The sequence below is a fragment of the Pseudomonas sp. BF-R-30 genome, from assembly GCF_019956175.1.
GTDB classification, from domain to species: domain Bacteria; phylum Pseudomonadota; class Gammaproteobacteria; order Pseudomonadales; family Pseudomonadaceae; genus Aquipseudomonas; species Aquipseudomonas jessenii.
Genome location: NZ_JAHBDE010000010.1, coordinates 1 through 23,727, shown reverse-complemented (window position 1 = coordinate 23,727; position 23,727 = coordinate 1). Strand labels below are relative to the sequence as shown.

Here is a 23,727-nt window from a genome sequence, read left to right as displayed (position 1 = left end):
ATCCTCTGGTTACGCATCCGGCAGCGCCTGGAATGGCGATTCTTTGTCCGTACGTTCCTTTTTACCCCAGGCAGCAATGCCGACCTTGAGTGCATAGAACAGGATGCTGAATACCACGAACAGGAACAGCGCAGTCAGCGTTGCGTTGGTGTAGGCGTTGAAGATCACGTGCTGCATCTGGGTGATGTCCTTGGCCGGGGCGAGGATCTGGCCGTTGGCCAAGGCATCGCTGTATTTCTTCGCCAGGGCCAGAAAGCCGATCGCCGGGTTGGCGTCGAACAGCTTGATGAAGCCCGCCGTCGTGGTGCAGATCAACAGCCATACCGCCGGCAACATGGTGACCCAGACATAACGCTGGCGTTTCATCTTGATCAGTACCACGGTGCCGAGCATCAGCGCGATACCGGCCAGCATCTGGTTGGAGATACCGAACAGTGGCCACAGGGTATTGATGCCGCCCAATGGATCGATCACACCCTGGTACAGCAACCAGCCCCACATCGCCACGCAGCCGGCGGTGGCGATCAGGTTGGCGGTCCAGGATTCGGTGCGTTTGAGCGCCGGGACGAAGGAGCCGAGCAAGTCCTGGAGCATGAAGCGCCCGGCACGGGTACCGGCGTCGACTGCGGTGAGGATGAACAGCGCTTCGAACAGGATCGCGAAGTGGTACCAGAACGCCATGGTGTTCTCGCCCGGCAGAACACTGTGCAGGATCTGCGCGATCCCGACCGCCAGGGTCGGCGCACCACCGGCACGGGCCAGGATAGTGGTTTCACCAATGTCGTGGGCCACCGCTTGCAGTGCTTCCGGGGTAATCGCAAAGCCCCAGTTGCTGACGGCTGTCGCAACGGCCACCACATCACCGCCGACTACGGCCGCCGGGCTGTTCATGGCGAAGTACACGCCAGGCTCGATCACGGAAGCGGCAACCATGGCCATGATCGCTACGAACGATTCCATCAGCATGCCGCCGTAACCGATGTAGCGAGCGTTGGTTTCGTTATCCAGCAGCTTCGGCGTGGTGCCGGAGGAAATCAGCGCGTGGAAACCCGACACCGCGCCACAGGCGATAGTGATGAACAGGAACGGGAACAGACCGCCCTTCCATACCGGGCCGGTGCCGTCGACGAACTGGGTCAGGGCCGGCATTTTCAGCTCGGGCATGGTCACCAGGATGCCGATGGCCAGGGCAACGATGGTGCCGATTTTCAGGAAGGTAGACAGATAGTCACGAGGCGCCAGGATCAACCACACCGGCAATACCGCCGCCACAAAACCGTAACCGATCAGCATCCAGGTGATCTGGATACCGGTAAAGCTGAAGGCCTTGGCCCACACCGGATCCGCAGCGATCTGCCCGCCCAGCCAGATCGAGCCCAGCAGCAGCAATACGCCGATCACCGAGATTTCACCAATGCGACCCGGGCGGATGTAGCGCATGTAGATGCCCATGAACATCGCGATCGGAATGGTCGCCATCACCGTGAAAATGCCCCAAGGGCTTTCGGCCAGGGCCTTCACCACGATCAGCGCCAGCACCGCGAGGATGATGATCATGATCAGGAAGCAGCCGAACAGTGCGATGGTGCCGGGGATGCGGCCCATTTCCTCACGGACCATGTCGCCCAGGGAACGACCGTTGCGGCGGGTGGACATGAACAGGACCATGAAGTCCTGCACGGCACCGGCCAGCACCACGCCGGCGATCAGCCACAGCGTGCCGGGCAGGTAGCCCATCTGCGCCGCCAACACCGGGCCGACCAAAGGCCCCGCGCCGGCAATGGCCGCGAAGTGGTGACCAAAAAGAATGTGCTTGTTGGTCGGCACGTAGTCCAGGCCGTCATTGTTGAGCACAGCGGGAGTGGCCCGTCGCGCATCGAGTTGCATGACATTGTTAGCGATGAACAGACTGTAGTAGCGGTAGGCGACCAGATAGATGGCCACGGCAGCGACCACAATCCACAAGGCGTTGATTGCCTCGCCTCGGCGTAATGCCACGACACCCAGCGCACACGCACCTACGATTGCCAGCACCAGCCAAGGCAAATGGCGTAGCGGGCTATTATTATTTTTCATTTTATTATTCCAGCCAGAGTGGACAAGAAAGACAGCAATCCCGAGTTTAGCTCTCCTGACGGCAATGACCATAGCCCGACATTGGTCTGGACACCTGCACGCGCTGGCAGCCTTTGATCATGCGGGTCTATAGTCAGCGTACATTTCCGAGGATCGCGCCATGAGCGAGTACCCTGCCGAACGTCGCCGCTTCAAACGTATAGCGTTCGATGCCCGAACCGAGCTGAGTCAGGGGGAGTCCACTTGGCCGGTGAAGTTGATTGACCTGTCGCTCAAGGGCTTGCTGATTGAACGACCCGAACACTGGCAGGGCAATCCGCAGCAGGATTTTCTGGTCGACATTCATCTGAGCGAAGAAGCCGACATCACCATGGATGTGCAACTGGCCCACGACGACCATGGCCAACTCGGCTTTGTTTGCCTGCACATCAGTCTGGAGTCCATCGAGCGCCTGCGGCGATTGATCGAGCTCAACCTGGGCGACCAGCAGGAGCTTGAGCGCGAACTGGGTGCCCTGATCGAAGTCTGACCGCCCGGCATCCATCCAGTGTGGGAGCGGGCTTGCTCGCGAAGAGGCCGTTACATTCAGCATCTCTGTTGACTGACACACCGCTTTCGCGAGCAAGCCCGCTCCCACAGGGTTTGTGTTTCCCCTGCAGATTACTCGAACAACGCATCCAACGCCTGCTCCAGACGCGTGACGGCAATGATCTGCAACCCGGCCGGCGCCTCTTTCGGCGCATTGCCCTTGGGCACGATGGCCCGCTTGAACCCGTGCTTGGCGGCTTCCTTCAATCGCTCCTGACCGCTCGGCACCGGACGCACCTCACCGGAAAGCCCGACCTCACCGAACACCAGCAGATCGTGGGGCAACGGTCGGTTACGCAAACTGGATATCACCGCCGCCATCAACGCCAGGTCGGACGCCGTTTCCAGCACCTTGACCCCGCCGACCACGTTGAGAAACACGTCCTGATCGTGGGTCGGAATGCCACCGTGACGATGCAGCACCGCCAGCAACATCGCCAGCCGGTTCTGGTCCAGCCCCAGCGTGACCCGACGCGGATTGGCCAGGTGACTGTCGTCCACCAGCGCCTGTACCTCCACCAGCATCGGCCGCGTGCCTTCCCAGGTTGCCATCACCACGCTACCCGGGACTTCCTCCTGGGCACGGGTCAGAAAAATCGCCGAGGGGTTGGAGACTTCCTTCAGGCCCTTGTCGGTCATGCCGAACACACCCAGCTCATTGACTGCACCGAAACGGTTCTTCACCGCCCGCAGCAGACGCAGGCGCCCGTCGGACTCGCCTTCGAAATACAGCACGGTGTCGACCATGTGTTCCAGCACCCGAGGGCCAGCCAGCGCGCCTTCCTTGGTGACGTGGCCCACCAGGAAAATCGCCGTCCCGCTCTGTTTGGCATAACGCACCAGCAAGGCTGCGCTCTCACGCACCTGGGACACACCGCCCGGTGCCGATTGCAGTTGCTCGGTAAAGATCGTCTGGATCGAGTCGATCACCATCACCTTGGGCTTTTCCTGACGGGCCGTGGCAATGATGGCTTCGATGCAGGTTTCGGTCATGACCCGCAGTTGATCCTGGGGCAACCCCAGGCGCCGCGCACGCATGGCCACTTGCTGCTGGGATTCTTCACCGGTGACGTACAGCGCCGGCATGCTTTTGGCGAGGTTGCACAAGGTTTGCAACAGAATGGTCGACTTGCCGATGCCGGGATCGCCACCGATCAGCACCACCGAGCCATCCACCAGACCACCCCCCAGAACCCGGTCGAGCTCGCTGGAAGCGGTGGAGAAGCGCGGAATTTCTTCGACACTGACTTCGGCCAGGGTCTTGATTTGCGCCTGCTGGCCTGCCCAGCCGGTACGACCGCTGGGGGCGGCTGCCCCGCCGCTTTCCACCATGGTTTCGGTGAGCGTGTTCCAGGCTCCGCACTCACCGCACTGGCCGGCCCATTTGGGGAAGGTTGAGCCGCACTCGGTGCAGCCGTACATGCGCTTGGCCTTGGCCATCGGAACTCCCGGAAAAAAACGCGATGATAGCTCAGCTCAAGCGCGCGAGTACGGCCGGATACTTCGCTACCCTTTTTATGATTACAAATACCCACATAAAAAATCAGGTATATTGATAAACACCCGCCAAACAAAACCTTGTATAAGTTTTTAGTCCAATATAATCAACAAGCTCTAAGAACATGCCGCCTGGACAACCTTAAAACTTATACAAACTTTATTCATTTGCACACTTAATGCACAACTCTGAAACACTCACACAGAGCACAGTGATTAATTCAGGGAAGCACGCTACTTGTTAGCCCCCAAAACTAACGAAACAGTTAATATCGCTACAACTGCAATCAATATCAATACCGCCCCTGACCACTGACTACCCGATTAACTTTAACGTCTCGCTTCAGGGATGGCCTCCCTCAACCTTGGTTTGCTCACACAAACGAAACCATATCGCTGAAAAAACATCACATGCAAAACATCGCGCAAGGCCCGGCCGCCCACAGATGAGATCAATCGGTGAATTTTTTTACACCGCCCGGTGTCGATTGCTGGCAAGCACGGCAGGCAGTTGATTCAAGCAGAATGCGATTTGCTGATTTACACTGCGTTCATCAACCTCATCTGTAACAAGGAAATAACCTATGGGCGTGCTAAATGAGTTCAAGGCCTTCGCGGTCAAAGGCAACGTGGTCGACATGGCCGTCGGCATCATCATCGGTGCGGCCTTCGGCAAGATCGTTACCTCGTTTGTCGGTGACCTGGTCATGCCGCCAATCGGGATGCTGATCGGTGGCGTGGACTTCAGTGATCTGGTCATAACGCTCAAGGCAGCGGAGGGCGAGATTCCGGCGGTGGTGCTCGCCTATGGCAAATTCATCCAGACCATCATCGACTTCGTCATCGTCGCTCTCGCGATCTTCATGGGCGTCAAGGTCATCAACCGCCTGAAGCGCGAAGAGGCCGTGGCCCCTAGCCTGCCGCCGGTTCCAACCAAGGAAGAAGAGTTGCTGGGCGAGATCCGCGACTTACTCAAGGCCCAGAACAACCGGCCTTGACGGCATTAGCAAAAAAACAGCGCCTTCGAGGCGAATGCCAGTCAGTTAAGCGTTTAAGCACCGTAAACCTTGCTCGCGATGACGGTTGGACAGTCACACAAGGGGTGACTGACGGTCCGCTATCGCAAGCAAGCTCGCTCCCACAATGTCCGGGGCTTAACTGACAGGCATTGCGCCTTCGAGGCGCCTTTTTTTTACCAGAAATTTTCCACCGCCACCTGACCAGGTCGCCGGCTGAGGCTCAAGTGCATGTCCCGCTGTTTAAGCAGCTTGCGCGTATCATCGATCATCTGCGGATTGCCGCACAGCATGACCCGTGAATGCTCAGGCGTCAGCGCAACACCCGCGACCCGCTCCAGTTCGCCGTTTTCAATCAGCGTGGTGATCCGCCCGTTCAATGAGCCGGGATGCTGCTCACGAGTGACCGTGGTGATCAATTGCAGTTTATGGGCGTACTCCGCCAGATAATCACGCTTCGCCAGCCCTGCGATCAGCTCCTGATACGCCAGTTCCCGGGCTTCGCGAACGCTGTAGACCAGAATGATCCGCTCGAATCGCTCCCAGACTTCGAAATCCTGGAGTATCGACAGGAACGGCGCGATACCCGTGCCTGTGGATAACAACCACAGATCACGCCCATCGACAAACCGGTCCAGCGTCAGATAACCGAAGGCCTGGCGGTCGACCAGCAATGCATCGCCAACACCCAGTCGGCTCAGCTCGCTGGTGAACTCACCGCCCGGTACGACAATGGAAAAGAACTCGAGGAACTCGTCAAAGGGCGAGGACACCATGGAATAGGCGCGCCATACCGTGCTGCCGTCAGCCTTGGTGACGCCCAACCGGGCAAACTGCCCCGCCCGAAAACGAAACCCTGCATCCCGGGTGGCACGCAAGGTAAACAGGCTCTGGGTCAGCGGATGAACCTCAAGCAAGGTCTGACGGATAAATTTTTCTTCACTGACGGACATGGAAGGCTCCAATCGAAAGATACCCCAGTGTCCCGCAAAGAAAGCAGCGTAACCACCGACAGTTTGTAGTGACATTAATCCGCACTAGTGACTGCTTACCAAATGCGGCACACACCCATCATTATAAAATGACATATGGCATTTTATATCCCATCGATTGCCTAAGAACCTGAAATACACTTTTCCAACAGTTAAAAGAGCAAAATTGTCGCACCATTACCGTAGGAATTATCCTACACTTCGTGACGTGCCGAATCTTGGATCCAAGATCGCACCCAGAAGAAACGGTGATGGAGAGACCCTTGTATGGAAATCTGGAAGGAGTCACAACTCAAGCAATTGTCACACACGCAAGAGATCAAAACCGCCTATCGAATCGCGCTAAACTTCGCTAGAAACCTTGGATATAAATTTTGTGGCTTTTCAATTACTTCGAACTCAGTCGGAGTCGATACCAGTGCGGTGAACCTGAATAACTTCCCCCATGAGTGGAACACTCAATATGAAAAAAACAACGCCACGCAAATAGATCCGATAGTGGCTCATTGCAATCATTCAACGCTGCCGGTTCTCTGGAGCGAGGAGCTTTTTTCCAGGACGCCATGGCTATGGCAGTTGCTGCAGCAACACGGTTTGCAGCATGGCTGGTCCCAGGCGATCCACGATTCTGAAACCGGTCTGCGCAGTATTCTCAGCCTGGCCAGAAGCCACTGCCCGATTTCAGCCTATGAGTTGTACGAGCATCTTGGATTCTCGGTGTTCATCAGCCGCCATTTGCACGCGCTGGCGCTCGGGATGCAACCGATAAAACCGGCTCGCCCCCAGGCTCCCCCCTTGTCACGGCGGGAACTCGAAGTATTGAAACTGTCAGCCGATGGCAAGACGGCCTATGAAATTGCCAGGATCCTCAGTTTGAGTGAACGCACAATCAACTTTCATGTGCAGAGGGCTATCGAGAAGCTCGGCGTCAACAACAAGATTGCGGCCGTCATTGCCGCGGCCCGGTCCGGAGCCATCTGAAAGCGCCCGGCTGCGGGAAAACCTGCGAGTAATCCAGGCAAAAAAACCGTACCATTTACGGTCCCTCCTGAGTGATGGCGTGTAGACCTTCACGTCGCATTACACTCGGACGGCTCCGCCCGCTCCAACGCCTTCGGGCAGCGGGACATCCGTTGATTACCCAGAGCCCCGCCCCATGCCTTTGCTCGAAACACCCTTCGCCAGCCTCGACCTGATCCGCCAGCCCGAACAGCAGAATGAACCGCTGCAAGCTTTCGATGCGGCCGATGAATACCTGCTCAATCATCTGGCCGAACAGCAACCGGCGTCGGACACCCGGGTATTGGTGCTCAATGACAGTTTCGGCGCGTTGGCGGCCAGCCTGGCGGGCAAGGTGCGGGTGGTCAGTAGCGGTGATTCGTTCCTGGCTTTCCAGGGTCTGGAAAAGAACCTGGTGCGCAACGACCTGGCCTTTGATGTCGTGCCGAGCGTACCCGCCAGTGAAACCCCTGCCGGGCCGTTCGACTGTGTGCTGATCCGTGTACCGAAAACCCTGGCCCTGCTGGAAGAACAACTGATCCGCCTGCAAGGTCAACTGGCACCTGGCGCCCAAGTGGTTGCCGCAGCCATGATCAAGCATCTGCCCCGGGCGGCGGGCGACTTGCTGGAGCGTTACATCGGCCCCGTGCAAGCCTCGTTGGCGGTGAAGAAGGCGCGGCTATTGATTGCCACCGCTGAAGACAAAACCCCAGCGGTGTCGCCTTACCCAACGCGATACAGACTCGACGAACCGGCCATCGAACTGCTCAACCACGCCAATGTGTTTTGCCGCGAAGGCCTGGACATCGGCACGCGGGCGTTTTTGCCACACCTGCCGAAAAACCTCGGTTCGGCGCGGGTCGCCGATCTCGGTTGCGGCAACGGCGTCCTGGCCATCGCCAGCGCCCTGCAAAACCCCGAGGCCCACTACACACTGGTGGACGAGTCGTACATGGCCGTGCAATCGGCCGCCGAAAACTGGCGCGCAGCGTTGGGCGAACGGGAAATGATCGTGCGTGCCGGCGATGGCCTGGCCGGCCAGGAACCGCAATCGCTTGACGTCGTGCTGTGCAATCCACCGTTTCACCAGCAACAGGTGGTGGGCGACTTCCTGGCCTGGCGGATGTTCCAGCAGGCGCGCGAAGCGCTGGTGGTAGGCGGCGCGCTGTACATCGTCGGCAATCGTCACTTGGGTTACCACAGCAAGCTGGCGCGATTGTTTCGGGGTGTGGAGCAAGTGGCGGCCAATCCGAAGTTCGTGATCCTCAAGGCGCGCAAGTAACAGGCAAAAAAAACCCTCCGGCAGGAGGGTCGTAAATCCGTGCCTCGAGGCCACGGGAGAGATATTCAGTGCGTGGTCAGGCCGGCCGCGTTCATGAACAGACGCATCAGGCTGGCGACGATGAACAAGGCGCCCACGCTGCCGACCCAGATCAGGGCCAACCAGCCGAGCCGCTGCCACAGCGGCTTTTTTTCGGCTTCTTCAATGTCGTTCAGGGAATGTTTGCCGTTCATTGATAAATCCTCCGATGTAGATCAATGGCGTCTGTCAGGACGCCATCGCGAGCAAGCTCGCTCCCACAGATTCGTTGTGCAGCAGACTAGTGGTAACCATCTTCATGGGTGACCTTGCCGCGGAACACGTAGTAGCTCCAGAAGGTGTAGCCCAGGATGAACGGGATGATGAACAGCGTGCCCACCAGCATGAAGCCCTGGCTTTGCGGCGGCGCGGCGGCGTCCCAGATCGAGATCGACGGCGGGATGATGTTCGGCCACAGACTGATGCCCAACCCGCTGTAACCGAGGAAGATCAGCACCAGAGTCAGCAGGAACGGCGTGTAATGCGCGTTGCGGGCCACGGCGCGGATCAGTCCGTACATCGTCACCAGTACCAGGATCGGCACCGGCATGAACCAGAACAGATTCGGCATGGTGAACCAGCGTGCGGCGATATCCGTGTGGGCCAACGGGGTCCAGATGCTGACAATGCCGATCACCGCCAGCAGCACGAAGGCCAATGGCCGTGCCAGGTCATGCATCTGCTCCTGCAACTTGCCTTCGGTCTTCATGATGAGCCAGGTGCAACCGAGCAAGGCATACGCCACGACCAGCGCCGCACCACAGAACATCGTGAACGGTGTCAGCCAGTCCAGTGAACCACCGGCGAACTGCCGATTGACCACAGGCAGCCCGTCGATGAACGCGCCAAGCGCAACGCCCTGGAAGAACGTCGCAGTGACCGAGCCACCGATGAACGCCTTGTCCCACAGATGGCGCTTGTCGTCCCTGGCCTTGAAGCGGAACTCGAAGGCCACGCCGCGGAAGATCAACCCGATCAACATCAGGATCAGCGGCAGGTACAACGCCGAGAGCACCACCGAATAGGCCAGCGGAAACGCGCCGAACAACGCCGCGCCACCCAACACCAGCCAGGTTTCGTTGCCGTCCCAGACCGGGGCGACGGTGTTCATCATCACATCGCGATCGGTCTTGCCCGGAATGAACGGGAAGAGAATCCCGATGCCCAGGTCGAAACCGTCCATGACCACGTACATCATGATGCCGAAGATGATGATCACGGCCCAGATCAGCGGAAGATCAATACCCATGATTCAAATCTCCTTGGTCAGGCTGTGGCCGGCATCGGCGTGATCGTCGTCGGCGGCGGACAGCGGACGGGCCGGTGTGCGTTTCTGGCCGGGGCCACCGTCGTTGGTTTCCTTGCCTTCGTCGATCTTCGGCCCCTTGCGCACCAGGCGCATCATGTAGCCAAGACCGGCGCCAAACAGCGCGAAATAAACCACGACAAACAGAATCAGGGTGATGCTCATCTGCATGAAGCTGTGGTTGGACGACGCATCCGCCGTACGCATCAGACCATAGACCACCCAAGGCTGACGGCCGATTTCCGTGGTGAACCAGCCGGCGAGAATCGCGATCAGGCCGGACGGCCCCATCCACAGCGCCAGGTACAGGAACGGCCGCGAGGTGTAGAGGGTGTCGCGCTTGCGCAGCCACAGGCTCCACAATCCGGTGAAGATCATCAGCAAGCCCAGCCCCACCATGATCCGGAACGACCAGAACACGATGGTCGAATTCGGCCGGTCTTCAGGCGGGAACTCCTTGAGCGCCGGCACCTGTTTATCCAGGGAGTGCGTGAGAATCAGGCTACCCAGGTACGGGATTTCGACAGCGTATTTGGTCTTCTCCTCCTTCATGTCCGGCCAGCCGAACAGGATCAGCGGCGTCGCCTCGTCGCCCTTGTTTTCCCAGTGGCCTTCGATGGCGGCGATTTTCGCCGGCTGATGCTTGAGCGTATTGAGACCGTGGAAGTCGCCGATGACCGCCTGGATCGGCGCCACGATCAACGCCATCCACATGGCCATCGAGAGCATTTTGCGGATCGCTGGATTGTCCTTGCCGCGCAGCAAATGCCAGGCCGCGGAGGAACCGACGAAGAAGGCCGTGGCGACGAAGGCTGCCGTGGCCATGTGCATCAGGCGATACGGGAACGAAGGGTTGAAGATAATCGCCAGCCAGTCGGTGGGTATGACCTGACCGTTGACGATCTCGAAGCCCTGCGGGGTCTGCATCCAGCTGTTGGATGCGAGAATCCAGAACGTGGAGATCAACGTACCGATGGCCACCATCACGGTGGCGAAGAAGTGCAGGCCACGCCCGACCTTGTTCCAGCCAAACAGCATGACACCGAGGAACCCGGCCTCGAGGAAGAATGCAGTGAGCACTTCATAGGTCAGCAACGGCCCGGTCACGGAACCGGCGAAGTCCGAGAAGCGGCTCCAGTTGGTGCCGAACTGATAGGCCATTACCAGCCCGGAAACCACCCCCATGCCGAAGTTGACGGCAAAGATCTTCGACCAGAAATGGTAGAGGTCGCGGTAGGTGTCGTTATGGGTTTTCAGCCACAGGCCTTCGAGTACCGCCAGGTAACTCGCCAGGCCGATGGTGATGGCCGGAAACAGGATGTGGAACGAGATGGTGAACGCGAACTGAATTCGGGCGAGATCAAGTGCCTCTAAACCGAACATAAGTCTTCCTCTGTCAGGTAGTACGGCTGCCGGCTGGAAGCCTGCACCCACGGCCCCCACGGATATGGAGTGTGGCGAATCTCTGTTTGTTCTTTTTTTTGCACGCATCACAACGCAGGGAGTCTGGCCTTGCGGCCGCCGGATCAATTCCTTTTGTGGGTTTTGATCTGGATCAATCAACGTTGAAAGAGTAGTCCCAATTTCGGGGATGAACCGCGTGGTCTTTTGCCGCGTGACAAGTTGCCTCACGGCCTTGGTCACGAGCTGAAATACATTTCCTGTGGGAGCGGGCTTGCTCGCGAAGGCGGAGTGTCAGACGACTTCAATGCCGGATGTGCCGCCCTCTTCGCGAGCAAGCCCGCTCCCACAGGGATTGGTAGTGCTACTGAAATCGATGTCTGGCTAACTAAATCTTTTGTCACGGCAACTTTCTGTTACAGGTTGGTGATAATCTCGCCACTCCCCTCTCCCCAGATCTTCGCGCAGATGCCCAGCCAAGAGCCCTTGCTGTTACGTCACCATCGCCCTTTTCTCGCGTTCTGGCTGGCCCGGGTATTTACCGCCAGCGGCTTCCAGATGCTCACCGTGGCCATCGGCTGGAACCTGTACCAACTGACCGGCAATGTGCTCGACCTGGGTCTGGTCGGCCTGGTCGAGTTCGCCCCGCGCGTACTGTTCATGCTGCACACAGGGCACGTCGCCGACCGCTATGACCGGCGCAAGGTCGCGGCGATCTGCCAGTCCCTCCAGGCATTGATCGCCCTGTCGCTGGCCATCGGCAGCGCCACCGACCATGTCACCCGGGAAATGATCTTTATCCTGGCCTTCCTGCTCGGTGCCGCTCGCTCCTTTGAAATGCCGACCACCCAGGCCCTGTTGCCCAGTATCGTGCCCAGCGCGTTGTTTCCCCGTGCAGTGGCCGCCGCACAATCGGCCCAGCAATCGGCAACCATCGTCGCTCCAGCCCTCGGCGGCTTGCTCTACGCCTTCGGCAGCGTCTGGGTGTATGGCCCGACGGTGCTTTTGTATGTCATCGCCTGTTCGCTGATGCTCAACCTGCCGGCCCGCCAAACCCCGCTGAACAAGGGCAAGGCCACGCTGGACTCACTGCTGGCGGGCATTCGCTTCATCCGCAGTCGTCCGGACATTCTCGGGGCGATCTCCCTCGATCTGTTTGCGGTGCTATTGGGTGGCGCCACAGCGCTGCTGCCGGTGTTCGCCAAGGACATTCTGTTGACCGGCCCGTGGGGGCTTGGCCTGCTGCGCTCGGCCCCGGCGGTAGGCGCGCTGCTGATGTCGCTGTTCCTGGCGCGGTTTGCCGTGGAACGCAACGTCGGGCGGGTGATGTTCACGGCCGTGGGCATCTTCGGCGTGGCAACCATCGCCTTCGGCCTGTCGACCTCGTTCTGGTTTTCCCTGGCGGTGTTGGTGGTGTTGGGCGCGGCAGACATGATCAGCATGGTGATCCGCGCCTCGTTCGTTCAACTGGAAACCCCGGACGAAATGCGCGGCCGGGTCAGCGCCGTCAATGGACTGTTCATCGGTGCCTCGAACCAGTTGGGCGAATTCGAATCGGGACTGACTGCCCACTGGTTCGGCACCGTGCCTGCGGTGGTCATGGGCGGGATCGGCACGCTGGTGGTGACCGGGGTGTGGGTCAAACTGTTTCCGACACTGGCCAGCCGCGATCGCATGCATGTGGCTAAAGATGAAGAGAAAGAAGAGGTGAAGGTCTGACACTCTCTAAACGAGCAACTCCCCCGCCACTGCCATACGAGTGGCTTTACCGCAGAGTTGCTCCACCAGCGCCAGGGAAAATGCCAATGCGCCGGCCGAGCCCTGGGCGGTGATGCAATTGCCGTCGACCACCACCGGTTGATCGACGAAGGTACAGCCCAGCAGTTGATGGCTGGCCGAGGGCAGGCAGGTCATGCGCCGCTGACGCAATACGCCAAAGGCCTGCAGCGCCACGGCGGGCGCTTCGGCGATGCCGGCGAACAGGCGACCGGCTGCCGCCTGATCCTTGATCAATTGTTGCAGGGGTTGGTGGGCTGCCAGGTGCTGCGAACCCACCGCACCACCCGGCAAGGCGATCAGGTCGAAGGGCTGTGCCAGCAAGTCCACCAGCATCGCATCGGACGTCAGGCGAGTACCGCGGGCGCAGGTGAGCATGCGCCGCCCTTCGATACTGGCCACCACCACTTCTATTTTGGCGCGGCGCAGCACGTCGATCAGGGTCACGGTTTGCAGGTCGTCGGTGCCCTCGGCGAGGGCAATCAAGGCTCTAAAGGTCATCGGGTACTGTCCACGGAATGATCTTTTAAGCGTAGTCAGCTTTCTGACCCTTGTTCGATACGTGCGGTTACTGGATATAAAGCTGCGTCGACATCGTATTGCCGGGCGCGTTGATCGAGGTATTGCTAAAGGTCAGCGTGCCTTCCTGCTTGCCCGCCAGATCGAGGGCATACAAATAGCCGACGGTTTTTTCCCCGGGAGTGCAGCTGGTCAGGTTGCCGTTCTTGAACGCACAAACTGGTGTGCGGGTGCCATTCACTTCGAAACCGTCCAGGGCGACATGGGCCTCCCGCCCATAACCCACTTCCAGCACGTACACCATGATGTTCGGGCCAATGTGATCGCAGCGAGTCCGGGTTTGCCCTTCGTCGATGTTCTCGACACCACAGGACGGCGACGCGACTTTGAGTACTTTCAACTGCGTCAATGGCGGAGCCGAGGCCGCCACGGCCGTTTGCGCCCCGAGAAACAACGCCCCCCCTATTCCGAGGGCGGCAACCAGACGCTTTTTCATGCAGGACCCATCCACCCCAAAAAACCAGCGCGCAGTATGGCGCACTTGGCTTTGTCGCAAAACATCGACGACGATCACCGCCAAAGCAGCCATATTCCCAAGCTACTGGTATGATGCGCGGCTTTTTCCGGCCCACAGTAATTTCCAGGCGCGTTCTGCTGCCTGTGCTTTGCTGTTGAGGTCGATACATTCACGGCGCCCGGCGCGCCACGGGGAGCAGACATGCTGGAAAGGCTGTTTCAACTCAAGGCACACAACACCAACGTGCGGACCGAGATTCTGGCGGGCGTCACGACCTTTTTGGCCATGGCCTACATTCTGTTCGTCAACCCGAGCATCCTCGGCGAGACCGGCATGGACAAGGGCGCAGTGTTTGTCGCCACCTGTCTGGCAGCTGCCATCGGCTCGACGACCATGGGCCTGATCGCCAACTACCCGATCGCCCTCGCACCGGGCATGGGCCTTAACGCCTTCTTCACCTACACCGTGGTCCTGCACATGGGCCACACCTGGCAAGTGGCGCTGGGTGCGGTGTTCATCTCGGCGGTGTGCTTCTTCCTGCTGTCGATCTTCCGCATCCGTGAATGGATCATCAACAGCATCCCGCTGCCGCTGCGCTCGGCGATTGCTGCCGGTATCGGCCTGTTCCTGGCACTGATCGCCCTGCACAACGCCGGCATCGTGGTCAGCAACCCGGCGACCATGGTCGGCCTCGGTGACCTGAAACAACCGGCCCCGATCCTCGCCACCCTCGGTTTTGCCCTGATCGTCGCCCTCGAAGCCCTTGCCGTGCGCGGCGCGGTGCTGATCGGCATTCTGGTGGTGACCATCATTTCCATCGTGATGGGCTTCACCCCGTTCGGCGGCGTGATGTCGATGCCGCCGTCCCTGGCCCCGACCTTCCTGCAACTGGACATCAAGGGTGCGCTGGACATCGGTCTGGTCAGCGTGATCTTCGCCTTCCTGTTCGTCGATCTGTTCGACAACTCCGGCACCCTGATCGGTGTGGCCAAGCGCGCCGGCCTGATGCGCAAGGACGGCCACATGCCGAAAATGGGCCGCGCGCTGATCGCTGACAGCACTGCAGCCATGGCCGGTTCCCTGTTGGGCACCTCGACCACCACCAGTTACATCGAATCCGCAGCCGGCGTGAGTGCCGGTGGCCGCACCGGCCTGACTGCCATCGTGGTGGCGTTCCTGTTCCTGCTGGCGCTGTTCTTCTCGCCACTGGCCGCCAGCGTTCCGGCCTTCGCCACCGCGCCGGCACTGCTGTTCGTCGCCGTGCTGATGACATCCGGCCTGGCCGAAATAGACTGGGACGACATTACCGTCGCCGCGCCGGTGGTGATCACCGCGCTGGCAATGCCGTTCACTTACTCCATCGCCAATGGCATCGCCTTCGGTTTCATTTCCTGGACCGCCATCAAGCTGATGTCCGGTCGTGGCCGTGAGCTGAACCCGGCGCTGGTGATCCTGTCGATTCTGTTCGTGATCAAGCTGGGTTGGTTCAACGCATGACTTTTGATTCCCAGGCCTACGCCGTTCAGCTCGAAGAAAAGGTCACGCGTCTGCGTGACCTGCTGGCCCCGTTCGATGCACCGGAGCCAGCCGTTTTCGATTCGCCGCTGAAAAACTTCCGCCTGCGCGCCGAGTTCCGCCTGTGGCGCGAGGCCGGCGAGCGTCACTACGCGATGTTTTCCCAGGAAGACAAACGCACGCCAATCCTGATCGAAGAGTTCCCGATTGCCAGCCTGCGCATCAACCAGTTGATGCCGCAGCTGAAGGCAGCGTGGCAAGCCAGCGCGCCCCTGAGCCACAAGCTGTTCCAGGTGGAGTTCCTGACCACTCTGGCCGGCGACGCGATGATCACCCTGTGCTATCACCGCCCGCTGGACGAGCACTGGCATGCAGCGGCGTCGAAACTGGCGACGGACCTGAACGTCAGCATCATCGGCCGCTCCAAGGGCAAGCGCGAAGTCATCGGTCACGATTACGTGGTCGAGAAGCTGGAAGTCGGCGGCCGCACCTTCAGCTATCGCCAGCCTGAAGGCGCGTTCACCCAGCCCAACGGCACGGTGAACCAGAAGATGCTCAACTGGGCATACGATGCGCTCGGCGATCCCTCCGATGATTTGCTGGAGCTGTACTGCGGCAACGGCAACTTCACCCTGCCCCTCGCCACCCGCGTGCGCAAGGTGCTGGCCACCGAAATCAGCAAGACCTCGGTCAACGCGGCCTTGAGCAACCTCAGCGAAAACGCGGTAGATAACGTCACCCTGGTGCGCTTGTCCGCCGAAGAACTGACCGAAGCCCTGAACGAAGTGCGTCCGTTCCGCCGCCTGCACGGCATCGACCTCAAGAGCTACGAGTTCGGTAGCGTCTTCGTCGACCCGCCCCGCGCCGGCATGGACCCGGACACCTGCGAGCTGACCCGGCGCTTCGACAATATCCTGTACATCTCCTGCAACCCGCAGACCCTGGCAGCCAACATCGCCCAACTGCACGACACCCACCGCATCAGCCAATGCGCGATGTTCGACCAGTTCCCGTGGACCCATCACATGGAATCCGGGGTGATGTTGACCCGGCGTTGATTGCAAGCGCCCCCGCAAATAAGCCGTCCTCGTGACGGTTTTTTTGTATTCGTGCGCGCAAGACTGATAAATACTGGGTCGGTTACTTCATCTGATCCCCGGTGTAATCAATCATGCAGCGACAATTCGACGATCTTCAGTTGGGCAGCATCGAGCTGTTTTGCCTGGCCGCCGAGGCCGGCAGTTTTACTGCCGCGGCGCTGGTGGCCGGTGTCACCCCCGCTGCCGTGAGCCGTTCGGTGTCGCGCATGGAAGAACGCCTTGGTGTGCGCCTGTTCGCGCGCACCACGCGTAGTGTGAAGCTGACCGACAGTGGTCGCCGTTACTACGAAGAATGTCGCCAGGCCCTTGCGCAACTGGTCGAGGCCCAGCGCGAGGTGATGGGCCAGCAGCAAGTGCCGTCCGGTACGTTGCGCATCAGTATTCCGACCACCTACGCGCATCATCGAATTTTGCCGCTTTTGCCCGAATTTCGGGCGCGTTATCCGGCGGTGAAGGTCGAGTCGCACATCAGTAATCGCAACATCGATTTCGTCGGCGAAGGCTACGACATGGCGATTCGCGTGCGAGCCATCCCGGATTCCGGCCTGATCGCCCGACCGTTGGAAGATGCCGCCCTGGTGATGATCGCCAGCCCTGATTACCTGAAACGGGCCGGCACTCCGCACACCCTCGACGACCTCGAAAACCACGAATGCATCCAGTACGAATTACCCAGCAGCGGCCGACGCATTGCCTGGCTGTTCAACGATGAAGGCGTGCCCCGGGAGATTCTGGCCGAGGGCAACCTCAGTTGCTCCGACGATGTGCTGGGCGGTGTGACCCTGGCCAAACACGGGGCGGGGTTGTTTCAGACCTACCGGTTTATCGTTGAAAAGGAACTGGCCGACGGCTCGCTGGTGGAAGTGCTCAAGCCCTATGGCGGGCGATCGCGGCCGTTTACCTTGCTGTACCCGCAAAGTCGCCATGTACCGCTGCGCTTGAGGGCGTTCATTGATTTCCTCGTGGAGCACCTGCCGCGCTGACCTGCGAAAGTGTCCGATCACCGCCCACAAACAGCCGGCATACCTTCACTTCAATTGACCAAATTAACCAGTTAGTACAATTTATCTCCACAGGCTGAAACACTCGGCCAATTCCAAAAATAATAAGTGGAGAGATTCCAATGTCCCCTATCGTTCTGGTGCTCAACGGCCCGAACCTGAACCTGCTCGGCACCCGTGAACCGGCGACTTACGGCCACGAAACCCTGGCAGACATTTCGGCCCTGTGCGCACGCGCCGCCGAAGAGTTCGGCCTGGCGGTGGAGTTTCGCCAGACCAACCATGAAGGCGAATTGCTCGACTGGATTCACGCCGCCCGCGGTCGCTGCGCCGGGATCGTCATCAATCCTGCCGCATGGACCCACACCTCGGTCGCCATCCGCGACGCCCTGGTCGCCAGCGAACTGCCGGTGATCGAAGTCCACCTGTCCAACGTGCACGCCCGCGAGCCCTTCCGCCACCATTCGTTCGTATCCGCCATTGCAACGGCGGTGATGGCCGGTTTTGGCAGTCATGGCTATCGCCTGGCGCTGGAACACTTCAGTCATCGTTTGAAGGGGTGATCGCCGTGACTCAGAACCACGTGATACTGGCCGGGCTGATTGGCGCCGGCATCCAGGCGTCCCGCACACCGGCCATGCACGAGCATGAAGGCGATGCCCAGGGGCTGCGCTACCTGTATCGCCTGATTGATCTTGATCAGTTGAAGCTCGACAGCAACGCCCTGCCCGACCTGTTGATGGCTGCCGAGCGCATGAACTACACCGGGCTGAACATAACCTTTCCATGCAAGCAGGCGATCATCCCGCTGCTCGACGAACTCTCGCCGGAGGCCCGCGGTATCGGTGCGGTCAACACGGTGGTGCTCAAGGATGGCAAACGCATCGGCCACAACACCGATTGCCTGGGCTTTGCCGAGGGGTTTCGCCGGGGTTTGAAAGGCGTTGCCGTTGAACGTGTCGTACAGATGGGTGCTGGTGGCGCAGGTGCGGCGGTGGCTCACGCGTTGTTGAGCGAAGGCGTACAACAGCTGAGCATTTTTGACGTGGACATCCGCCGCGCCCAGGATCTGGCTGACAACCTCAATCAGCATTTCGGCGTCAGTCGGGCGGTGGCCGGGTATGACCTGCCCGACGCCTTGGCCCAGGCTGACGGCCTGGTGAACACCACGCCGATGGGCATGAAAAAACTGCCGGGCATGCCCGTGCCGGTCGAGCTGCTGCGGGCCGAATTGTGGGTGGCGGAGATCGTTTACTTCCCACTGGAAACCGAACTGCTGCGCAACGCCCGCGCCCTCGGTTGCCGGACGCTGGACGGCGGCAACATGGCGGTGTTTCAGGCGGTCAAAGCATTCGAGTTGTTCAGCGGCGTAGTCCCGGATGCCCAGCGGATGCTTGAGCACTTCCAGAGCATGAATGACTGAATGAGTGAAGTGAGGGGGCAACCCCCTCACCTCGCCTCAGGCTTGCAGGTACCGCAGAACCGACTCGCAAATCATCTCCCGATGACGCTGCTTGATACGTTCGTCCGGCAGGTCGATCTGAAAAATCTCACCAAAGGTGTGGCGGTTCGAGACGCGATAGAAGCAGAACGAACTGATCAGCAAATGCACGTCCAGCGGATCAAGCCCGGTACGGAACAGCCCCTGCTCGGCGCCGCGACGCAGAATCTCGCCCAGTGAATCAAGGATAGTGTTGTTCATCGCCTTGATCGCATCGGAGCGCTTCACGTACTCGGCGTTGTGAATGTTCTCGATACTGACGATGCGCACGAAATCGACGTTGCGATCATGGTGATCGAAGGTGAACTCCACCAGCCGCCGAATGGCTTCGACCGGCGCCAGCTCTGCCAGGTGCAGGCGATTTTCGGTGTTGCGGATATCGCCGTAGAGTTTCTCCAGCACCTCGACGTAGAGCTGTTCCTTACTGCCGAAGTAGTAATAGATCATGCGCTTGGAGGTGTGGATACGCTCGGCGATGGCATCGACGCGGGCACCGGAAAGCCCCTGCTGGACGAATTCGACAATCGCCTCCTGCAGGATGTTTTCGCGGGTCTTTTCCGGGTTGTTCTTGCGACTCTTGCGCGGCTCGGCACCAGGTTCTACGGAGGCTGCGGGGAGTTCTGAAGTCATTGTCATTGCGGGCTCACGGCCATCACTGCACAGGCTGGCGATTATGGGCTGCGCGGCACAGTGAAGGAAGCCGCGCGGCCCACGTTTAATCCCGCGTTTACGAATTACCTACAACTTCGCCTGGCGCAATGCGCCGCTACGGGATTTGGCCATGGCCGCCAGGCGCACCGCGACGTTGGCCGCGCCGTAGCCGGCATAACCGTTTTTACGCTGGATGATCTCGAAGAAGAACCGCCCCTCGAACGGCTCGGTGTACACATGAAACAGTTCACCGCCCTGGGCGTCGCGGTCGTACAACACATTGTAGTAGGCCAGCTCACTGAGGAACTCGTCGTCGAAATCGAACCGCGCCGCCAGGTCATCGTAGTAGTTGAGCGGAATATCCAACAGCGGCACGCCCGCCTCTTTTGCACGGCTGACCTGGGCAAAGATGTCATCACAATCAAACGCGATGTGGTGCACGCCGGAGCCGCGATAACTCGACAGCGCGTGTGAGATCGCGGTGTTGCGGTTCTCGGAAATGTTCAGTGGCAGGCGGATCGAACTGTCCCGGCTACGCAAGGCACGGCTCTTCACCAGACCATAAGGATCCGGCAGCACGACTTCATCGTCTGCCTCGAAATCCAGCAGGCTCTTATAGAACAGCACCCAGCTGTCGAGACTGTCGGCCGGCAGCGCCATGGCCATGTGGTCGATGCGCTTGAGGCCACCGCTGACCAGTGCATCCGCCAGCAGATTGAAATCGGTACCGTAGACGTCGGCATCCTGGTCCACCAGATAAATCAGGCTGCCATCCGGCGCACGCACCGCCGCCAGTTCCAGTTCATTGGGGCCCACCAGCCCGCGATAGGGTTGACCCTTGTAGGCCACGGCTCGGGCCAGCGCACTGGCGCTGTCCTTGACTCGCACGGCGGTAGCGCACAACGAAGGGCCGTGCGCCTCGAAAAAGCTGTGGCCGAAGGAGTAAGGTTCGGAGTTGAGGATCAAATTGATATCGCCCTGGCGCATCAGGCTGACGCTCTTGGAACGATGCTGCCCGGCCTTGACGAAACCCAGTCGCTCAAGCCAATGCGAGAGCTTGGCGCCGAGGCTTTCGTCCACGGCGAACTCGAGAAACTCGATGCCGTTGTACTCACTGGCCTTGGGCGTTTCGAACAGAATCTCAGAGTTGGTCGCAGGCTTGGCTTCCTGGGCCAGACGCTCGCGGGTTTTCTCTTCCAGATACAGCAACGAACGCAAGCCGTCGGCGGCGTTGGCTCGTGGCGGCGCGGCGCGGAAGCCATCGTTGAAGATTTCCAGCGACAGAGGCCCGGTGTAGCCACTCTTGATGATCGGCGCGAGGAACCCCGGCAAGTCGAATTCACCCTGGCCCGGGAAGCAGCGAAAATGCCGGCTCCACTCCAGCACGTCCATGGCCAGGATCGGCGCGTCAGCCATTTGCACGAAGAAAATCTTGTCGCCGGGAATCTCGGCGATAGCACTTGGATCGCCCTTGAGCGACAGGGTGTGAAAGCTGTCCAGCAACACGCCGAGGCTTGGGTGATCGGCCTGACGCACGATGTTCCACACCTGTTGCCAGGTGTTCACATGCCGGCCCCAGGCCAGCGCTTCGTAGCCGATGCGCAGGCCACGTGCCCCGGCGTGCTCAGCCAGCAGTCGCAAGTCGTCGACCAGAACCTGTTCATCACCGATGGACTCCGCCGAGGCATTGCTGCACACCAGCACCAGGTCAGTGCCCAGCTCCTGCATCAGGTCGAATTTGCGCTCGGCGCGTTCCAGGTTGCGCGACAGGCGATCGCGGCGGCAGCCTTCGAAATCACGGAACGGTTGAAACAGGGTGATGGCGATCCCGAGATCGGCGCACATCTGTTTAATTTCCCGTGGACTACCGTCGTAGTAGAGAAGGTCGTTCTCGAAAATCTCGACGCCGTCGAACCCGGCGGCGGCAATGGCTTCGAGTTTTTCCGGCAGGGTACCGCTCAAGGATACGGTGGCAATGGAACGCTGCATGTTTCGGCTCCCGGTGGAGGCTTCGGCTACAGGGAATTTGCGCCGCTTTTAAAAGAGTGGACGGATTATTGAGCTGGTCGATGCATTGAGCAATTTAAAGTGTACTACCCAGTTAGTTTTGCGTGCGATTATCGAACACAATGGCCGATAGCGAATTGACGATTTTTTGTTCACTGCGCAACATCAACACCACATTGGGTCCGGTCTTGAAATCGTCGGCCCCGGTCAACAAGACCCAGAACACCACATAAAAATTTCAAAAAACGGGTATACGCTCATGCGCTCATTCAACGCCTTGCTCACTCGCTCTACCGTCATTACGCCTTGCCTGGCGTCCATCCGAACCCCGCGCTCCGCCGGCACAACCGTGCCGCTCGCTGAATAACCCGTCAGCCGACGAACACAGCCGATCAGCCCTTTCGCGCACGCCGCGACAGACCGATTGATCACGCGCCCTTGAAGTCACGACGAGCCCCGCTTGTCAGTCATTGAACGGATGGCACACATGATTCCTTCTCAAAGTTCTCGCATGGCACCTGCCATGAGCACCGCCACAGGTGGCATCGGCGACAAGATTCGCGGCGCCATGGCAGTCGGCAAAACCCGTTGGGGCATGCTGGCGCTGGTGTTTTTCGCCACCACCCTGAACTACATCGACCGCGCCGCCCTGGGCGTGATGCAGCCTATCCTGGCCAAGGAAATGAGCTGGACGGCGATGGACTACGCCAACATCAACTTCTGGTTCCAGGTCGGTTACGCCATCGGTTTCGTGCTGCAAGGCCGTTTGATCGACCGGGTCGGCGTCAAGCGCGTGTTCTTCTGCGCCGTGCTGCTCTGGAGCCTGGCGACCGGTGCCCACGGCCTGGCCACTTCGGCGGTCGGCTTCATGGTCTGCCGCTTCATCCTCGGCCTGACCGAAGCGGCCAACTACCCGGCCTGCGTGAAAACCACGCGCCTGTGGTTCCCGGCCGGTGAACGTGCGGTAGCCACCGGTATTTTCAATGCCGGGACCAACGTCGGCGCGATGTTCACGCCGATGCTGCTGCCACTGATCCTGCACGTCTGGGGCTGGCAAGCCGCGTTCCTGTGCATGGCATCACTGGGCGGGATCTGGCTGCTGTTCTGGGGCCTGAAGTACTTCAACCCGGAAGACCACCCGAGCGTGAAACAGTCGGAGCTGGACTACATCCAGAAAGAAGTCGAGCCGGAACAAACCCGCGTGCCGTTCTCGAAAATCCTGCGCATGCGCGGCACCTGGGCCTTCGCCCTCGCCTACTCGATCACCGCACCGGTGTTCTGGTTCTACCTGTACTGGCTGCCGCCGTTCCTCAACCAGCAATACAACCTGGGCATCAACGTCACCCAGATGGGTATCCCGCTGATCATCATCTACCTCACTGCCGACTTCGGTAGCGTTGGCGGCGGCATCCTCTCCTCGTTCCTGATCGGTCGCGGCGTCAACCCGATCAAGGCGCGACTGATGTCCATGTTCCTGTTCGCCTGCTGCATCATCGGCGTGATCATGGCGGCCGGTTCCAGCAACCTGTGGGTCGCGGTGGCCGCCATCTCCCTGGCCATCGGCGCGCACCAGGCCTGGACCGCGAACATCTGGAGCCTGGTGATGGACTACACGCCCAAGCACATGATGAGTACGGTGTTCGGCTTCGGCGGCATGTGTGCGGCGATTGGCGGGATGTTCATGACCCAACTGGTCGGCCACATCCTGACCATCACCAACAACAACTACACCGTGCTGTTCACCATGATTCCGGCGATGTACTTCATCGCGCTGATCTGGATGTACTTCATGGCACCGCGCAAGATTCCGACCGTCACTGACTAAAGTTAAGCGCAATGCCCCTGTGGGAGCGGGCTTGCTCGCGAATGCGCAGTGTCAGTCGATATTTATGGTGACTGACACTC

Annotated in this window: 21 protein-coding genes; 11 read left to right on the top strand and 10 right to left on the bottom strand. The window is 59.7% G+C overall.

Going from position 1 to position 23,727, the window contains the following annotated elements; translation table 11 throughout:
• Positions 1–9 precede the first annotated feature (9 nt).
• A complete protein-coding gene (locus KGB20_RS06440; protein WP_090451508.1) occupies positions 10–2,076 on the bottom strand; it encodes a carbon starvation CstA family protein in 2,067 nt (688 codons plus the stop codon).
• A gap of 160 nt (positions 2,077–2,236) precedes the next feature.
• Here KGB20_RS06440 and KGB20_RS06435 point away from each other — a divergent pair, with 160 nt between their 5' ends.
• Positions 2,237–2,605 carry a PilZ domain-containing protein gene (locus KGB20_RS06435; RefSeq protein ID WP_150813500.1) on the top strand — a complete coding sequence of 123 codons (369 nt, stop codon included), beginning with the start codon at positions 2,237–2,239 and terminating at the stop codon, positions 2,603–2,605.
• Between the two features lie 131 nt (positions 2,606–2,736).
• On the opposite strand, the gene radA is transcribed toward KGB20_RS06435, so the two are convergent.
• A complete protein-coding gene (gene radA / locus KGB20_RS06430) occupies positions 2,737–4,104 on the bottom strand; it encodes a DNA repair protein RadA (protein ID WP_154910666.1) in 1,368 nt (455 codons plus the stop codon).
• A 641-nt stretch (positions 4,105–4,745) separates the two neighbouring features.
• Here radA and mscL point away from each other — a divergent pair.
• Positions 4,746–5,159, top strand: coding sequence for a large-conductance mechanosensitive channel protein MscL (gene mscL, locus KGB20_RS06425; protein WP_150813502.1), 414 nt, complete (start codon positions 4,746–4,748; stop codon positions 5,157–5,159).
• A gap of 194 nt (positions 5,160–5,353) precedes the next feature.
• Here mscL and KGB20_RS06420 read toward each other — a convergent pair whose 3' ends face one another.
• Positions 5,354–6,130, bottom strand: coding sequence for a ferredoxin--NADP reductase (locus KGB20_RS06420; protein ID WP_223532178.1), 777 nt, complete (start codon positions 6,128–6,130; stop codon positions 5,354–5,356).
• Positions 6,131–6,436: 306 nt separating this feature from the next.
• Here KGB20_RS06420 and KGB20_RS06415 point away from each other — a divergent pair, with 306 nt between their 5' ends.
• Both KGB20_RS06415 and KGB20_RS06410 read left to right on the top strand, forming a co-directional pair.
• Positions 6,437–7,150 carry an autoinducer binding domain-containing protein gene (locus KGB20_RS06415; protein WP_154910665.1) on the top strand — a complete coding sequence of 238 codons (714 nt, stop codon included), beginning with the start codon at positions 6,437–6,439 and terminating at the stop codon, positions 7,148–7,150.
• A 175-nt stretch (positions 7,151–7,325) separates the two neighbouring features.
• Positions 7,326–8,450: a methyltransferase gene (locus KGB20_RS06410; RefSeq protein WP_154910664.1), complete on the top strand. Its 1,125-nt coding sequence runs from the start codon at positions 7,326–7,328 to the stop codon at positions 8,448–8,450.
• Between the two features lie 65 nt (positions 8,451–8,515).
• Here KGB20_RS06410 and KGB20_RS06405 read toward each other — a convergent pair whose 3' ends face one another.
• The 3 genes from KGB20_RS06405 to KGB20_RS06395 all read right to left on the bottom strand — a co-directional run bounded on the left by KGB20_RS06405 (position 8,516) and on the right by KGB20_RS06395 (position 11,217).
• A complete protein-coding gene (locus KGB20_RS06405) occupies positions 8,516–8,683 on the bottom strand; it encodes a DUF2474 domain-containing protein (protein ID WP_154910663.1) in 168 nt (55 codons plus the stop codon).
• Between the two features lie 86 nt (positions 8,684–8,769).
• A complete protein-coding gene (cydB, locus tag KGB20_RS06400) occupies positions 8,770–9,777 on the bottom strand; it encodes a cytochrome d ubiquinol oxidase subunit II (RefSeq protein WP_056728750.1) in 1,008 nt (335 codons plus the stop codon).
• A gap of 3 nt (positions 9,778–9,780) precedes the next feature.
• The gene (locus tag KGB20_RS06395; RefSeq protein ID WP_154910662.1) at positions 9,781–11,217 is read right to left on the bottom strand and encodes a cytochrome ubiquinol oxidase subunit I; all 1,437 of its coding nucleotides are present in this window, start codon (positions 11,215–11,217) and stop codon (positions 9,781–9,783) included.
• A 486-nt stretch (positions 11,218–11,703) separates the two neighbouring features.
• Between KGB20_RS06395 and KGB20_RS06390 the strand changes: the two genes are divergently transcribed.
• Positions 11,704–12,954 (top strand): MFS transporter, encoded by a 1,251-nt coding sequence (locus KGB20_RS06390; RefSeq protein ID WP_154862153.1) that lies wholly within the window; start codon positions 11,704–11,706, stop codon positions 12,952–12,954.
• A 6-nt stretch (positions 12,955–12,960) separates the two neighbouring features.
• Here the strand turns inward: KGB20_RS06390 and KGB20_RS06385 are convergent, their stop codons facing one another.
• Both KGB20_RS06385 and KGB20_RS06380 read right to left on the bottom strand, forming a co-directional pair.
• On the bottom strand, positions 12,961–13,512 hold the full coding sequence (locus KGB20_RS06385; RefSeq protein WP_154862152.1) for a DJ-1 family glyoxalase III: 552 nt from the start codon (positions 13,510–13,512) through the stop codon (positions 12,961–12,963).
• 67 nt (positions 13,513–13,579) lie between these two features.
• Positions 13,580–14,026 (bottom strand): DUF4879 domain-containing protein, encoded by a 447-nt coding sequence (locus KGB20_RS06380; RefSeq protein WP_102672610.1) that lies wholly within the window; start codon positions 14,024–14,026, stop codon positions 13,580–13,582.
• A gap of 222 nt (positions 14,027–14,248) precedes the next feature.
• Between KGB20_RS06380 and KGB20_RS06375 the strand changes: the two genes are divergently transcribed.
• From KGB20_RS06375 to KGB20_RS06355, 5 genes are all read left to right on the top strand, one after another.
• Complete coding sequence (locus KGB20_RS06375; protein WP_008050771.1) at positions 14,249–15,544, top strand: NCS2 family permease; 1,296 nt, start codon at positions 14,249–14,251, stop codon at positions 15,542–15,544.
• Entirely contained in the window at positions 15,541–16,620 is a 1,080-nt protein-coding gene (gene trmA, locus KGB20_RS06370) for a tRNA (uridine(54)-C5)-methyltransferase TrmA (protein WP_154910661.1), read from the top strand. The genes KGB20_RS06375 and trmA overlap by 4 nt, the downstream gene beginning before the upstream one ends.
• 113 nt (positions 16,621–16,733) lie before the next feature.
• Complete coding sequence (locus tag KGB20_RS06365; RefSeq protein WP_154910660.1) at positions 16,734–17,645, top strand: LysR family transcriptional regulator; 912 nt, start codon at positions 16,734–16,736, stop codon at positions 17,643–17,645.
• A 140-nt stretch (positions 17,646–17,785) separates the two neighbouring features.
• Complete coding sequence (aroQ, locus tag KGB20_RS06360; RefSeq protein ID WP_102672596.1) at positions 17,786–18,226, top strand: type II 3-dehydroquinate dehydratase; 441 nt, start codon at positions 17,786–17,788, stop codon at positions 18,224–18,226.
• A gap of 5 nt (positions 18,227–18,231) precedes the next feature.
• Positions 18,232–19,086: a shikimate dehydrogenase gene (locus KGB20_RS06355; protein WP_154910659.1), complete on the top strand. Its 855-nt coding sequence runs from the start codon at positions 18,232–18,234 to the stop codon at positions 19,084–19,086.
• 36 nt (positions 19,087–19,122) lie between these two features.
• Here KGB20_RS06355 and KGB20_RS06350 read toward each other — a convergent pair whose 3' ends face one another.
• Both KGB20_RS06350 and quiC read right to left on the bottom strand, forming a co-directional pair.
• Positions 19,123–19,800 (bottom strand): TetR family transcriptional regulator, encoded by a 678-nt coding sequence (locus KGB20_RS06350; protein WP_057713206.1) that lies wholly within the window; start codon positions 19,798–19,800, stop codon positions 19,123–19,125.
• A gap of 102 nt (positions 19,801–19,902) precedes the next feature.
• Positions 19,903–21,804, bottom strand: coding sequence for a 3-dehydroshikimate dehydratase QuiC (gene quiC, locus KGB20_RS06345; protein WP_154910658.1), 1,902 nt, complete (start codon positions 21,802–21,804; stop codon positions 19,903–19,905).
• Between the two features lie 505 nt (positions 21,805–22,309).
• Here quiC and KGB20_RS06340 point away from each other — a divergent pair.
• Positions 22,310–23,647 carry an MFS transporter gene (locus tag KGB20_RS06340; protein WP_154862147.1) on the top strand — a complete coding sequence of 446 codons (1,338 nt, stop codon included), beginning with the start codon at positions 22,310–22,312 and terminating at the stop codon, positions 23,645–23,647.
• Positions 23,648–23,727 lie beyond the last annotated feature (80 nt).